Here is a 13,882-nt window from a genome sequence, read left to right as displayed (position 1 = left end):
GAAAATCCCAACGATGGGGAACATATGCCAGCTCAGATCAGCAGGCACTCCCGTCACGCACACTCCCGATAACCGCGCCGCATACTCTGCAGAATCTAAAAGAAAGAGAACCATGGATATCAACGGAATTCCCCTCGAAAGTGCAAGCATCACCCAAATTCAAGCGGCTCTTCGTGGACAAGTGGTGACGGCACGCCAATTGGTTGAGGCCTATCTCACGAGAATCAAGGCCTTCGACCAAAGCGGGCCCGCACTGAACGCGATAGTCACGCTCGCATCCGACGCGCTCGAGCAAGCAGACCAACGCGACGCAGATTTGGCCGCAGGCCAGGCTTTGGGAGCACTCCACGGCATCCCGATGCTAGTCAAAGACTGTCTGGAGACAAAGGACATGCCAACGTCCTACGGATCCGAGATCTTCGCCGAATACCAGGCAGGCGAGGACGCCACAGTCATCGCGAATCTCCGGAAGGCTGGCGCGGTCATAATCGGAAAAACCACCCTGCCCGACTGGGCCACTTCCTGGTTCACCTACTCATCGCGCACCGGACTCACGAAAAACCCCTACGACCTAAACCGCGACCCAGGTGGGTCCTCAGCCGGAACCGGAGCCGCCATCTCAGCGGGCTTCGCAACCATCGGGCTCGGCACCGACTGCGGCGGATCCGTGCGAGTTCCCTCCTCGTTCTGCAACCTGGTCGGAGTCCGATCCACCCCCGGACTAATCAGCCGCAAAGGTTGCAACCCCCTCGTCAGCATGCAGGACACGATTGGCCCGATGGGCCGCAGCGTGGCCGATGTCGCACGGGTATTTGACGTGATGGTCGGATTTGATGAATCCGATGAGCTCACGTACGCAGCCGAGATCAGCAAACAAGAAGGGCCATACCTCGCAGAACTCGTGCCGGACGCTATTCTCGGCCTCCGTATCGGTGTCGTCCGCAATGCGTTCGGCGCGGATGACGGCCAGCATTCCGCTCCCGTGAACAAGGTGATGACTGCAGCACTCGACCAACTCGCCGCCGCCGGCGCCGTCCTAGTCGATGTGGAGATTCCCAACCTTCAGGACTGGAACATCCGCACCTCGCTCTACACAACAAAGTCCAAGTACGACATCGACCGGTTTCTCGCATCCAAGCCCGACGCGCCGATGCACTCCGTGAAGGAAATCGTTGATTCGAAGCGATATCACCCCAAACTGGACCTGCTCGAAGCCATCGAGGCCGGACCTGACGACCCGTTCGCTGACCCCGCTTACTACCCTGGTTTTGCCGCACGCGAGGCATACATGAAAGTAGTTGTTAACCTCATGGGGGCAAACGATCTAACGGCTCTCGTGTATCCGACTGTGCAAGTGGTCCCACCGACGCGGGAGGACTGCGACTCCGACGTATGGAACACACTCAACTTTCCAACAAACACACTGATAAGTTCGCAGACCTGGATGCCAGCCATGTCAATCCCTGCCGGTTTCACAGAAGACGGCCTGCCAGTTGGTATGGAGATCCTCGCCCGCCCATACGACGAGCGCACGCTGTTCCGGGTCGGCTTCGGATTTGAACAGGTCACCAACCACTGCACACTGCCGGCTACGACACCGATCTTGTGACACGTCAACCCACGAGACGCGACTGAAACGGCTGAGGTGTTCAACATGGCCGCCACGGTCCAAGGCTCCAAAGGTTTTCAGCATCAACGGTCTTTCCGAAGGCGCACGCTACGCGTGAACAGCTGCGGTGAATCTTTCCTCTACAGCACGCCCGTGAGAGAAACAGTGACCGAGAACGCACATGGAGCGCCGACGTGTGGATCTTGCTGGTCGATGGCGGCGTTCGGAGACTCATGAAGTAGCCAGCGCTGCAGCTGCCCGAGGGCACATCTGGACTTCAAACCCTAGCCAGCAAACGCTGTCACCATCAATGTCCTTTACGCTTCGGTCGTTATTAGGAAGGCCTTTGGCCGCAGGTCTTATGAAGTACTTGGACGACCTTCTGAGGCAGATTCTCTGACTCGACCACCGCCTGGCGTTTTTTGACGGCGATAGCCAGACATATGCCAGCGAGCGTCAATAGGACCGTTTGTGCTGCGTAAACCGGAACTTGGGTTCTAGTGATCCTCGCAACACCTGAATATCAGGGATCCAGTGCCGCGTAATGGTCACGTCCCGCTGGGTGGTGTAATTCATCGTCACCGTGCGGGTCAGCTGGTTTAGTTTAGGCGGCAGCGAGTTCGGGGAGAATCACCGCCTCGTCGATGACTTCGATGGGGTTGTTCATGGTGGTCAGCTCGAGCATCGAGGCTTCGGAGAAGTAGCGACGTTCGCCGGCTTCCCACTCGTCATGCTGCTCGATCAAGACAGACCCTGCAAGGCGGAGGAGGGCGGCAGCGTTGGGGAAGACGCCGACGACGTCCGTGCGGCGTTTGATCTCTTTGTTGACCCGTTCCAACGGGTTGGTCGACCAAATCTGTCGCCAGTGACGCCGCGGAAAAGCAGCGAACGCGAGCAGGTCAGGTTGGGCATCGGTGAGCATCGCAGCGACCTTCGGGTGCGATCGACCGAGCATGGTGGTGACCTCACGGAATTGCTTCTCGATGTCCTCACGGTCGGGCTGGGCGAAGATGGTGCGGATGATCGACGCCACCATCTCCTGGGATCCTTTCGGGACCACCGCGAGGACGTTTCGCATGAAGTGGACCCGGCATCTCTGCCAGCCGGCGCCTTGAAAGACCGTCCCGATGGCCTTCTTCAGCCCGGTGTGGGCGTCAGACATGACGAGCTTCACCCCGTCGAGACCGCGGGTTTTCAACGACCGCAGGAAGCTCGTCCAGAAGCCTTCATTCTCGCTGTCGCCAACGTCAAACCCGAGGACTTCCCGGCGCCCGTCGGCAGCCACGCCAATCGCGACAACGACTGCTTGAGAGACGATCCGGTGCCCAACGCGCGCTTTGCAGTAGGTCGCGTCGAGGAACACATACGGAAAAACCTGCGCGGCGAGGGTCCGGTCCCGAAACTCCGCCACTTCCGCATCCAGGCCGGCGCAGATCCTGGACACCTCCGATTTGGAGATCCCCGTATCAGCGCCGAGCGCCTTGACCAGGTCGTCGACCTTGCGGGTCGAGACACCGTGGACATAGGCCTCCATCACGACCGCGAACAGGGCCTGGTCGACGCGGCGGCGGCGCTCGAGCAGGGCGGGGAAGAACGACCCGGCGCGCAGCTTCGGGATCTTCAGGTCGAGGTCCCCAGCCGTGGTGCTCAACGTCCGTGGCCGGGTGCCGTTGCGATACGTGGTGCGGTCGCCGGAGCGTTCAAACGGGGCGGCGCCGATGAATGCGCTCGCTTCCGCATCGATCAGTTCTTGATACAACGTTTCGGTCGCGACACGGATGCGGTCGGTGACATTGGTGAGTTGGAGTTCTCCCAGCAGGGTGAGCAGGGCAGACTGGTCTAGAGCCATCGTGTGGTGTCCTTCGTGAGTTGCTTTAGTCGGTACTCACTGACCATCCCACGGTGGCTCGCTACGTTAACGCAGCAACACTCAGGAGCGGGAAACAACACCACTCAACGGGACATGACCGACCGCGTACACTCTTTGTCCTACGCGAGTGGCCGTCAAAGGCTGACGGACGGCGCAATCGGATCCGGCTGGCAAGAGGCGTCGTGCGAGTCCTTGACGGGTTCACCGCCGTGGCGAAAAGGCACAGATAGCGGATGGTCAGGGTCGCCGAGAGAAGACAACATACGTCGCCGAGGCTTGGGCGCGCAAATGCCTATGAGGAATTCCTTTCCAAGTCGGTCGAAGGCTTTACTCAGCGGGAGAGTTGGCGAGTACTGGGTGGTTAGTGAGTCGAGCTGACATCCTGATGTCTGAGTGGAGGGGCCTGTCAGAATCGAGCTGACGACCTTCTCATTACGAGTGACCGATAGGTGCCCAGAAACGGGCGTTGCGGCGTCGAAATCGTTGATTTCACGGGCTTATTGAGCTTGATGTGATCAACCATAACAGCGTCATTTCCGTTCAAATGTGGGCAAATTGTGGGCAAGAAAATGATCCGTTTACTCTAAAAATCTATGATGTATTGGAAAAACTTTTACGATTTTGTATCAGGTGAATCATCGAGAGCGGGTACCGACCTGCGCGCTCGGTCCAAGTTGATGGCGGACGTCCGCAAGAGTTCGTCATCTACCTGGCGTTCCGCAAGCCAGAGCGGACCGACACGGCTAGGCGCTACTCTCACCCCATGACAGGCTGTCCTAACGCCGCCCCAATCGCTGCCGTGAAACTGTCTGTCCCGCCAATTTGCGACGAATGTGAGCTGCCGTAGGAAGAGATCACGCACAGTTATGTCTACGAGTGAGCGTGCGCGACCGACAGCTGCGCCAAACGCTTCCACCCCACTTTCCGGAAGCTCGCCGAGCCTGACTTGCTCATCATCATGGGCCTGCCTCTCTGCTACCTCTGTCACCAGCGTCGAGAGATTGCGCGCATCAGTAACATCATACGTTTCGAGTGTGGAAACCCGGCCTATAACGAGCTAGTCCACCTCATCAGTGCCAAGTCCGCGCAGGCCAGTAAGCTGCGGCCTATGGCAGCTCTCCAGCTGGCGCGCCTCACGCTCGTGCTTTCCGAACTCTGGGCTGACCCGATGCCACCGCCCGGGCGGGGTCGCCCTACGTTGTCGGGGGGTGCCCCGCTGGACAGTTAGCTCGTCTGCGCGCCAGAAAGATCAAATCCGCACCGATAATGGTGATTTTGTCAATAGGTAAAGTGGCCTATTGCAACATTTGCAGAATAAGTCTCCCCTGATGTGCCTTCTTTGGAACTAACCCACCGAAAGAAGGGAGCCCAAGACAGATGCCGTTCGCTCGAAAAGGCAATGTGTGGTCGACGACCTGGATCAAGGCGCACGGCGGTGACGTCGCATCCTGAACATTCCAACACATAACGCGGGAGACCCTCGACGTGAGCGGGGTTCGGAAAAAGGGTGTTCCTACGTGTCACGGCCAGTACCACAGAGCAAGTCCGCCGTTGACGCTCAAGGCGGATGTTCGCTAGATTTACTTGCCGGCCAGAAGAGCGAAATATCCCGGAACCTGCTGCGAAAGACCTGTGGATTTCATCGGGACCACTTCGATGTTTACCGGCCCGTCCGCGATCAACTGCCAGTCCGAATCCGAAAATGTGCTGTGCCGTTCCTGGGCGCCGAAACGCCCCGGGCGTGGCAGGTTTTCCAGGGCGCTCTGCAACTGCCGGGGCATGCTTCGCGGGGTGGCGCCCAGCTGCTGCAGGTAGGCGAGGCTGTTTCCGTGGAAGTTGGTTTCGGCGAGGAACACCCGGCCGCTGCGCCCGATGACGGTTCGCAGGTTGGCAGCTAAGCTGAACTGTTTGTCGGGCTTCAGGACGTGAAAGACTCCGCGGACAAAAACGTTGGCAGGCCCCATCCGCTCCAACAGGTGCTCTCCCGCACCTACTCCCGCAGCATCCAAGACCATGAAGTCGGCGTTCTGGACGCCCTCAGCTTCCCTCCTCGCCAACTCAACCGCGCCGGTTGAAACATCGATGCCGAGCACGCTTGGAAAAAGACCAGCAAGCCAGCGGGTATAGGTTCCGTTGCCACACCCGACGTCAATCACCGGAAGAGCCGGATCAAAGTGGGCCACGACGGCGTCGGAGTACTGCGCATGCTCGGTCCGGGATCCGGAGTCCCACAGCACGTCTCCGGAACGGCCGGTGGTGTGGATTCCGCGCCAGTACCCATCCCACGCGGCCGTCGGGTCTCTCGGTGCCCGGGAAGTGAGGCGTACTACTTTTGGAACAAGCAGCATCTGTTCCCAAAGCTTTGACATGCCCTAACTCTACCGACGCTGCGCGAGACTCCGGAGCCGATCCAGTACCTTCGCCGGCGGCAGCGGGTAACTGTAGTAATAGCCTTGCCCGTAAAGGCAGCCCATGGCCTGCAACTGGATCGCCTGCTCGGCGGTTTCGATGCCTTCCACGATCGCTTTCAGTCCCGCAGAGGAAATCAGCTGAAGAATGGCAGCAACGAATTTCTGCTGCTGCGGGTCCGAGCCTATGTCCTGAATCAGGGATTGGTCGACCTTCACCGTGTCCGCGGGAAGCGACCGGAGATAGCTGATGGACGAATAGCCGGTACCGAAGTCGTCAATTTGCAGACCTACGCCCATGTCCCGCAGCCCGCTGAAGACCTCTTCTTCCAGCGTTCCCCTAGACATCAACACGGTCTCGGTGATCTCCAAAACCAAACGCCGCGGAGCCACCTGATGCCGGTCCAGAGTATCCCTGATATCCTCCAGCAGATCACTGCGAAGCAGTTCGGCGGCGGAAAGATTGATGTGCAGACGGAAGTCCGTCAGGTCAGGTGCGGTTTCGTTCCAGCGTCTCATCTGGGCTACTCCTTCATGCAGCACCCACCGCCCCAGCTCTAGGATCAGGCCGGTTTCTTCCGCGATGCGGATGAAGCTATCCGGCATAATAATTCCGCGCACGGGATGATGCCACCGAAGGAGGGCTTCGAGGCCTATGACCCTGCCGGAGGCCAATTCGACCACCGGCTGGTACCGGAGTGCCAGTTCGCCGCTGGCAACAGCGCTGCGCAGTTCGGCGGTTATGCGTGAGCGTTCCCGTACAGCGGCAAGCATGTCGGGGTGGAAGAGCTGGACGTTGTTCCGACCCTGCTCCTTCGCCTGATACATGGCAATGTCAGCATCGCGCAGCAGTGCCTCGGCCGGATACCCCGGCGTGCCGATGCACACCCCGATGCTGGCCATTGCCCAGACCGTTTCGATTCCGACACGCACACTTTCCTGCAGTTGCTCGGATGCCCGGTGCGCGATTTGCAGGATCTCCTCTTCCGTGGCCTCAGTGATGACGATGGCAAATTCATCCCCACCCAGACGCGCCACTGTATCGGCGGCCCTGACGGCGGACCGGAGACGCTTGGCAACCTCGACCAGCACGGCGTCACCGGCACCATGGCCCAGAGTGTCATTAATGGCCTTGAAAGAATCCAGATCCAACACCAGCACGGCCGGGGCTTTCCCGCTGTCCGCACTAGCCAGGATTGCCTCCTGGATCCGCTCGTTGAGCAGGGTCCTATTCGCAAGGCCTGTTAAGGCATCCGTCTTGGCCATCTGTTCCAGCTCAGCCTGCGCTCGCTCCAACATGGCCGTACGGTCGGCAACCCGCCGTTCCAGATCCGAGTAAATATGGCCAAGTTCCTCCGCGAGCAGGTTGACACCCGTGATAACAGCATCGATGTCATCCCTACGTTCCGAAATTTTCATGCGTGTGTCCAGCTCACCGGCAGCCAACCGAACAATGGTCTCCACCAACTGCTGCAGGCGCGGGTCCTCAGCCGCCTTTCCCGAGCTCATATCGTCCAAAGGTGCAATCCACGACGAGAAGTCTGGCCCTTTGCAGACCCCGGCTGAAGAACTGGCAACTGCCCCGGGGTCACCCCGAATCGATCTGTCACGTCCTGAATCCTGCGGTCACCAGCAACCTCCGATGCGCGGGCCCACTGTCGATACTCCACCAAGAGGAGCACCCACCCGAAGGCGCCTGCCAGCCCGACAGGCGGTCAGTAATCCTGCCGGTTGGCCGGAACGTGTCGGGCACCGCCACCGCCGGTTCCTCGCTCAAAGGACAGACGCCCGCTGTGGCCCTCATCGCGGCAGGCCCCACTTTCCGGCGCTCACGCACGGGCACTAAGCCAGTCCAAGGCCTCGCTGCGCGATGTAAAAAAACGAGTCGGACAAGGCGGGACGTGCACACCGAGGAAGAAGTTCGCCAGGACCCGGTCTACAGGCGATTCGCCTAACAGAGCAATGCGTGAGGCGCTGCAGGGAATGGACCAAACAGCCCTGGCCTCACGGCTAACCGAACCGACCGCTGCCATATCGACGAGCATGGGATGTTCTTCCTGCTGGCAGACCTCGTTGACTTTCGCCATCGCGGCCCGAGCGTCCTCGACCTGAACGTGGACCCCGGGCAGCCAGCGCAGATGGAGGAGCCCGCCATCAGTCATTTCAATGCTGAGCTTTGCCTCGTTTGCAGCGACCGGATCCACCACCACGTGTCCTCCCCCGAGCACGCCGCCGAACCATTCAGCCGCTCCTCAAAGGTACTCGGGTTCATCGATTTATCAAACAGACAGCAAGCTGAAACCCGGGCAGGCAGTCACGGAGGATGCAATCTATTAGCGCGAGCATCCAAATGCCGGGTCCAACACCGATCAGGTATGCAGGTTACTGATTTCACAGCGGCCCTGAACGAATTACGACTGAGCGACCTCTCACGGGACATCCAAAGCTCCTACACGGCAAAAAGCTGGGGCCTGTCTCCCGACGTAGCTGTGGGCGGAGTAGCCCCGGGCTGCTCCCCAAGGTTCGCTTCTGTAACCTGTGACCGCTAACGCTTTATGGCGGAGTTTTGCAATCGCTTTGTGGCGCTAATTTTTGATAACCAGGAATCTTCGCAGGGCCAAATGCGGCCCTACTAACGACAATCGGTATAGACGGCTATGGAAGCTGAGCGGCACACCCGCACTGCTCAAGCAGAACCGCTGTTTTCCGAGTTGCACCACATTCTGAGTCCGAAGGTAGTTCGAATCATCAACATGGTCGTCGTCGCATTCGGCGCCAACCTCCGGTTTCTGGCACACGGCCAGACAAGCGCCCGAGGGAAAGTCGTAGATCTGCTCGACAAAGAAATGACGTATTACGGCGCATTCATCGTCCTCCTGACGTACCCTAACCAGCTCTAGGTCGCCCCAGCGTGACCGGCTAAATGCGGAGTAAGAGAAGTACACCCTGGTTTCATGGCGTTACACGTCCGTCACAGTCGGTTCGGGTGGCTTCGAGATTAGCTGGACGTTGCCCCGTTGGGGAGCTGCCTCACGAGATCGGATTTGGCAAATTCACGTCGACGTTCTCAATGAGCAGTGCCGGGCAAGAGAAGTCGCGAAGGGGAATACCTCGGCGAGCAGGTTCGATTCTCGTCGCGGCCCGACGCTGCCCGTGCAGAACCAGACGTGGCAGATCACAGCCAGCATCCGGAGTGACAGAACTTTGGCCTCGGGGCCAAACTGATGCCGTGTGAGACGCCGTATTCCCTCGATGGAGTTTAAACCGGGACGGCGCTCCGGTGCCCGCCAAGGGGTTCAGGCCGTCACGTAGGATCATGCATGTGATCGACCCTGCAGTGTTCCGCTTCGCTATGCCAAAGGCGGTACGCATTAGTGGTCGCTCCTCGAGCATCACAAATGCATTCGTGAATGGCATCATTCCGGTCGTGCCGCCGACGGTCGAAAAAGTTGATGAAGCTTTGCGAATCCTTGGGATGGAAGACAAAGTGGTGTGCGCGTACTGTGGCGACATGGCATCAGAATGGGACCATCTACGTCCCCTCGTCATCGGCAAGAAACCAACGGGCTACATCTCGGAGATCCATAACCTCGTGCCGGCCTGCGGCAAATGTAATCAAAGTAAAGGCAATAAGCCGTGGCGAACATGGATGTTCAGTTCGGCACGACTATCACCTCAGACCCGTGCCGTAACCGGGCTCGAGGAAAGGGTGAACCGCCTCGCAGCGTATGAAGAGTGGGAGTCGCCCACGCTCATCGACTTCGCGTCTGTTGTCGGACATGAGCTATGGGATGAGCACTGGCAAAACCATACGGCCATTCTTCAAGCGATGAAGGACGCCGAAATCACGGTCGAGTTGATTCGATCCAGGATCGCTTCGTCACGCGCAGGGGAACGAGCCCCCACGTTGTGTCCGGATGCGTGATCCTACAGAAGTGTTTACGCCGACTGAAAACAGGGCCACTTCTGCCAACTGAAAACAGGGCCACTTTCGTGTGGTTTTAGTGTGCCGTAGTCTCGGCGGGTTGGTGTTGCTTGAGTCGGTAACTGTTGCCTTTGAGGCTGATTACGTCGGCGTGGTGAACGATTCGGTCGATCATCGCGGAGGCGATCGTGAGGTCGCCGAACACATCGCCCCAGCGGGCGAAGGGCAAGTTGCTCGTCATGATGAGCGAGGCGTGTTCGTATCGGGAAGACACGAGTTGGAAGAACAAGTTCGCGGCATCCTGGTCGAACGGGATGTAGCCGACCTCGTCAACGATTAGCAGGCTGTAACGGCGCAGCCGGATGAGTTCGGCGGCGAGTTTTCCCCTCGAGTGGGCCTCTTGGAGTCGAGTCACCCAGCCCGTCGCGGTGTCGAAGAGGACCCGGTGGCCCGCTTTGGCGGCCTTGATCCCGATGCCGGCGGCGAGGTGCGTTTTCTCGGTCCCGGGGGCCCGAGGAGGACGACATTCTTCGCTTCGGTGAGGAACACGCTCGTGCCCAGGTGCGCGATCAGGTTCCGGTCGGCGGAGGGCTGATGGTCGAAGTTAAAGTCCTCAAGGGTCTTGTGACCCGGGAACCGGGCAGCCTTGATCCGCGGCGCGGCCCCGGATGCCTCCCGTTCGGAGACCTCCCTGGAGAGCACTGCGGCGAGGTGTTCCTCATGGGACCAACCCGCGTCGCGGGCCTGGTCGCCCAGGCGCTGGAACGCTTCACTGATCCGCGGTGCCCGCAATGCGCGGGCGTAGTACTCGATCTGCGAGGCCGCTTCCGAGCCGGTCATGACGCGACCGCCAACCCGGTCGGTGCGGCGTCGATGTCAACGCTGAAGAGCTCGTCGTAGCGGACCAGTGAGGCCATTTCGACGACGGCTGTGACTATGGGCCGGCGCGCGCGTTGGGCTTGGAACTGGGCGCGTAGCTCGGCCGCGCGGAGGACATGTGCCGGGTCGGTGACGGTCAGTTGCCGGGCCCATTTCCGGCGATGGTCGGCGATGAGTACCCCGTCGTGATGGACGGTCACGCGCTCCAGGCTCGCGGCCACGTCCACGACTCGGCCGATCATGGCTGGGTCGACGGAGTAGTCGTTGCTGAACGCGCGAACGTAGTAATCCCTTGGGAGCCGGACGCTATTGCGGAACATCACCTCCGGCGCCATCGGCGGAAGTCCGCGCATCGCAGCACGGTCGATGCTGACCAGGTCTCCCGGTCGCCCTCGTCGCGACCGGGAGAGACGGTTGTTCGCGAGGGGCAGCCAGCCGGCCAGCTGCTGATTGAAATCGTCGGGAGATGTGAAGGCGTGCCCCGACATGAAGCGGCTCCGGAAGAAGCGATTCATCCGCTCGACCATGCCCCTGGACTCAGGATCGCGGGCCTTGAGCAGCTTGATCTGCGTGCCGAGAGTATCGGCGAACGCGGCGGCCGGCTCGGTGAGCTTCCCACGCCCGATGCCGGTCTCGTTATCCCACGTCAGCCGGGCGGGAACGGTCTCGGCCTCCTGCAGCAACGACCACATCCCGCCGAGCAGATCCGGCGTCGTCCGCGAGGGCAACATGCGGGCCTGGATGAACCCGGAGAACGTTGACCTCATCACCAAAACCGGCGGTGCAGCAGCCTGATCATGACCCAACGGAAGGTCCTCGTGCGGGAACCAGAGATCACATTGGACCTGGAACCCGGGCGGGTGCACCAGCCGATCCGCGGGATCCGGCACCGCATACTCCGGCCGCAGCTCGGCGATCTTGGCCCGGAACAGCGACGGAGACCCCGACCAGCCCACCCGCTCGGCCGCGGTCGCTGCCAGCATCGTTGGCGTCGCCGCGAGCAACACCCGCACCTGGCCGACAAACGCGTCGAAACTCGACCCCGTCGGCTCCCGCTGATACGTCGGCGACCGATCCACTGCCAACGCCCGATCCACCGTGCCGCGCGACACTCCGACCAGCCGGGTTATCTCCCGTTTCAAATGCTTCCCCGTCGAATGCAGGTGGCGAATCTCTGCCCAATCATCCAATTTGATCACCTTCCATGATGGTTGGTGGCCCTATTTTCAGTTGGCGTTTCTGGCCCTGTTTTCAGTTGGCGTTAACAGGAAGGACACCGGGCTGCTTGATGCTGAAATCCTTATGGAACCGATTGAGCTGCTTAACGCCCAAATTGAATTGCCACGCCTCTTGCAGATCGAGGACCCGGCTGTTTCGTCGGTGACGAAACGGTGCAGCCTGGCGCTCCTCCTGAGTATGAGCGACCTGCAAAAATTCACCATCCGGCGGATGACCATGACCCAGTGCGTCCGGTGTGGCGCGGCTCTGCCGCCGGCCGCGAGCACCGGACGACCGCGCGTCTTTTGTGGACCCGGCTGCCGCAAAGCAGCGTACGACGACAGACGGGCTCGTAAACCGGAGGCATTTCACGTGCGAATTGTTGACCGTACTGTCGTGAAGACGGTTGAGATGATTCGGACCATCGATGAAGGGCACGACATCACCGAGTGCGTCCGACAGGTTTGCGGATCACCCCGGGCGGTTGCGAAGGTCCTCGTCGCTCTGAATGGGTTGGTCCGTTCGGACACACTGCTGTTGGACAACAAATGGGCTCCCGCCGTGCGTTTGATCGTCGACTTGAACCGCACCGTTCAGAATGCTGCTGAGCACGCAAGTCGGCCGCGCCGTTGACGCTGAGATCGTCGCGGTACCGGAGCACGGAAAGGATGAAACTCAGGCTTGCGACATCTTGCTAGATTCCGTCTAGAGAAAGCAGGCAGGGGTGTGTTGTCGGATAGCGTCGCATTTATTTCGCGGTTCGCGGGCTTGTCCATCTGTGGAGGTGCGCACGCGCAAGCGCTTCCATGGCTACGGTTGTAAAGAGCATAGTGATTGAGAGCGCGTGATGACGTACAGCGTAATTCGAGTTCGCGCGACGCCTAGTGCCTCGCGCTCAGGGCACATGGGTGGCGTGCTCGTGGTTGCTGGTATCGCGGTGGCCGCGTGGATCTCTTTCGGCCGCCACCTCTTCGGGATCGGTGGCGACCTCACCATCATCTACGCGGCGACGCTGGGTGTGATTTTTGCCGCCTTGCTGGTGATCACGGGGCTCGCGGTACGACGCACGGCACGTCGAGGGTTCGAAACTCGCGCGATAACATACGTGTTTTTCTTTGCATCAGGCGTTATCGGACTCTTGTTGGGACTCACGCTTCCAGATTCAACACCTCGCGGTTTGCAGACAATCATCAGCGGACCCACACAGCCTGCGTTGGATATCGCTATTGGTATCGCGAACCCCCTGGGCGTTATCGGAATCGCGACCGCGATCATTGCGCTCGTGCTTTCGATTCGCGATTCGCGCGGGCGAATCACGCTTGTTGAGTCTTGGGGCGACGAGGATGACGGTGCCCTTGTCGACCCCGCGTAGCGGCAATTCGTTGCATCGACGCCGCTCCCGAAAGACCCACGTGCAGCGCGTCAGGCCGGAAACACCGTCTAAGAGACAGCCCCCACCTAGGCTGAGCAGTATGACGGTCGAACAGGTTGAGCAAGGGCCTCGCCAAGTCGCGCGCACTGTTGAGGTGCCGGCTTCGGCCGAAGACATCTTCGCGTTGGTGGCTGATCCGCACCGTCACGGTGAGCTGGACGGCTCGGGCACCGTCGGCGGTACGGTGTCGGGGCCGCGGCGGCTCACCCGGGGCGCAAAATTCTCGGTAGCGATGAAGCAGTTCGGCGTCCCGTATCGCATCACCAGCACGGTGACGCGCATCGAAGACGGTCGGCTTGTAGAGTGGCGTCACCCCGCGGGACACCGGTGGCGCTGGGAACTCACGCCGCTCACGCCCACGTCTACGCGCGTTACGGAGACGTTTGACTACAGCACCGTCCCAGCCGTTCAGGGAAAGGTCTACGAGCTGCTCGGCTTTCCTCGGCAGAACGCCGCCGGCATCGAAGCCACCCTTCGCCAACTCGCGTCGCGCTCCGCCCGCGCTTGACGTGAGGCCACCGGGCCGGAGTCGGTTACGCGG

11 protein-coding genes and 1 pseudogene are annotated in these 13,882 nt (G+C 60.3%); 6 read left to right on the top strand and 6 right to left on the bottom strand.

Annotated features, from left to right (window positions below; translation table 11 throughout):
• Positions 1-112 precede the first annotated feature (112 nt).
• A complete protein-coding gene (locus E3N85_RS06230) occupies positions 113-1,609 on the top strand; it encodes an amidase (protein WP_134460879.1) in 1,497 nt (498 codons plus the stop codon).
• 604 nt (positions 1,610-2,213) lie between these two features.
• On the opposite strand, the gene E3N85_RS06225 is transcribed toward E3N85_RS06230, so the two are convergent.
• The 4 genes from E3N85_RS06225 to E3N85_RS06210 all read right to left on the bottom strand — a co-directional run bounded on the left by E3N85_RS06225 (position 2,214) and on the right by E3N85_RS06210 (position 8,091).
• A complete protein-coding gene (locus tag E3N85_RS06225; protein WP_134460876.1) occupies positions 2,214-3,458 on the bottom strand; it encodes an IS256 family transposase in 1,245 nt (414 codons plus the stop codon).
• 1,601 nt (positions 3,459-5,059) lie between these two features.
• On the bottom strand, positions 5,060-5,716 hold the full coding sequence (locus tag E3N85_RS06220) for a class I SAM-dependent methyltransferase (protein WP_241978343.1): 657 nt from the start codon (positions 5,714-5,716) through the stop codon (positions 5,060-5,062).
• Between the two features lie 141 nt (positions 5,717-5,857).
• A complete protein-coding gene (locus tag E3N85_RS06215; RefSeq protein ID WP_134461153.1) occupies positions 5,858-7,396 on the bottom strand; it encodes a bifunctional diguanylate cyclase/phosphodiesterase in 1,539 nt (512 codons plus the stop codon).
• A 320-nt stretch (positions 7,397-7,716) separates the two neighbouring features.
• A complete protein-coding gene (locus E3N85_RS06210) occupies positions 7,717-8,091 on the bottom strand; it encodes an STAS/SEC14 domain-containing protein (RefSeq protein WP_370289124.1) in 375 nt (124 codons plus the stop codon).
• Between the two features lie 549 nt (positions 8,092-8,640).
• On the opposite strand from E3N85_RS06210, the gene E3N85_RS16260 reads away from it, so the two are divergent.
• Both E3N85_RS16260 and E3N85_RS06205 read left to right on the top strand, forming a co-directional pair.
• Positions 8,641-8,787 (top strand): hypothetical protein, encoded by a 147-nt coding sequence (locus E3N85_RS16260; protein WP_166783880.1) that lies wholly within the window; start codon positions 8,641-8,643, stop codon positions 8,785-8,787.
• 416 nt (positions 8,788-9,203) lie between these two features.
• The gene (locus E3N85_RS06205) at positions 9,204-9,812 is read left to right on the top strand and encodes an HNH endonuclease (protein WP_134460870.1); all 609 of its coding nucleotides are present in this window, start codon (positions 9,204-9,206) and stop codon (positions 9,810-9,812) included.
• 76 nt (positions 9,813-9,888) lie between these two features.
• On the opposite strand, the pseudogene istB reads toward E3N85_RS06205, so the two are convergent.
• Positions 9,889-10,652, bottom strand: a pseudogene (gene istB / locus E3N85_RS06200) (IS21-like element helper ATPase IstB).
• Positions 10,649-11,803 (bottom strand): integrase core domain-containing protein, encoded by a 1,155-nt coding sequence (locus E3N85_RS06195; protein WP_241978342.1) that lies wholly within the window; start codon positions 11,801-11,803, stop codon positions 10,649-10,651. Before E3N85_RS06195 ends, istB begins: the two are co-directional and overlap by 4 nt.
• A 79-nt stretch (positions 11,804-11,882) precedes the next feature.
• Here E3N85_RS06195 and E3N85_RS06190 point away from each other — a divergent pair, with 79 nt between their 5' ends.
• The 3 genes from E3N85_RS06190 (at position 11,883) to E3N85_RS06180 (ending at position 13,849) form a co-directional block, all read left to right on the top strand.
• Positions 11,883-12,542 (top strand): hypothetical protein, encoded by a 660-nt coding sequence (locus E3N85_RS06190; RefSeq protein ID WP_134460864.1) that lies wholly within the window; start codon positions 11,883-11,885, stop codon positions 12,540-12,542.
• Between the two features lie 271 nt (positions 12,543-12,813).
• Complete coding sequence (locus E3N85_RS06185; protein WP_241978341.1) at positions 12,814-13,281, top strand: hypothetical protein; 468 nt, start codon at positions 12,814-12,816, stop codon at positions 13,279-13,281.
• Positions 13,282-13,381: 100 nt separating this feature from the next.
• The gene (locus tag E3N85_RS06180; protein ID WP_134460858.1) at positions 13,382-13,849 is read left to right on the top strand and encodes an SRPBCC family protein; all 468 of its coding nucleotides are present in this window, start codon (positions 13,382-13,384) and stop codon (positions 13,847-13,849) included.
• The last annotated feature ends 33 nt before the right edge of the window (positions 13,850-13,882 follow it).

Origin of the sequence: Cryobacterium sp. Hz9 (assembly GCF_004402825.1) — a bacterium.
Classification (GTDB): domain Bacteria; phylum Actinomycetota; class Actinomycetes; order Actinomycetales; family Microbacteriaceae; genus Cryobacterium; species Cryobacterium gelidum.
Note: the sequence above shows the minus strand (reverse complement) of the source record. Positions and strands in the feature narration are given on the sequence as shown.

What these genes read in the sequence shown, in the direction of transcription:
- E3N85_RS06185 (WP_241978341.1), top strand. Translation starts at nt 12,814, where the DNA reads ATGGGTGGCGTGCTCGTGGTTGCTGGTATCGCGGTGGCCGCGTGGATC.
- E3N85_RS06205 (WP_134460870.1), top strand. Translation starts at nt 9,204, where the DNA reads ATGCATGTGATCGACCCTGCAGTGTTCCGCTTCGCTATGCCAAAGGCG.
- E3N85_RS06215 (WP_134461153.1), bottom strand. Translation starts at nt 7,396, where the DNA reads ATGAGCTCGGGAAAGGCGGCTGAGGACCCGCGCCTGCAGCAGTTGGTG.
- E3N85_RS06225 (WP_134460876.1), bottom strand. Translation starts at nt 3,458, where the DNA reads ATGGCTCTAGACCAGTCTGCCCTGCTCACCCTGCTGGGAGAACTCCAA.
- E3N85_RS16260 (WP_166783880.1), top strand. Translation starts at nt 8,641, where the DNA reads ATGGTCGTCGTCGCATTCGGCGCCAACCTCCGGTTTCTGGCACACGGC.
- E3N85_RS06180 (WP_134460858.1), top strand. Translation starts at nt 13,382, where the DNA reads ATGACGGTCGAACAGGTTGAGCAAGGGCCTCGCCAAGTCGCGCGCACT.
- E3N85_RS06230 (WP_134460879.1), top strand. Translation starts at nt 113, where the DNA reads ATGGATATCAACGGAATTCCCCTCGAAAGTGCAAGCATCACCCAAATT.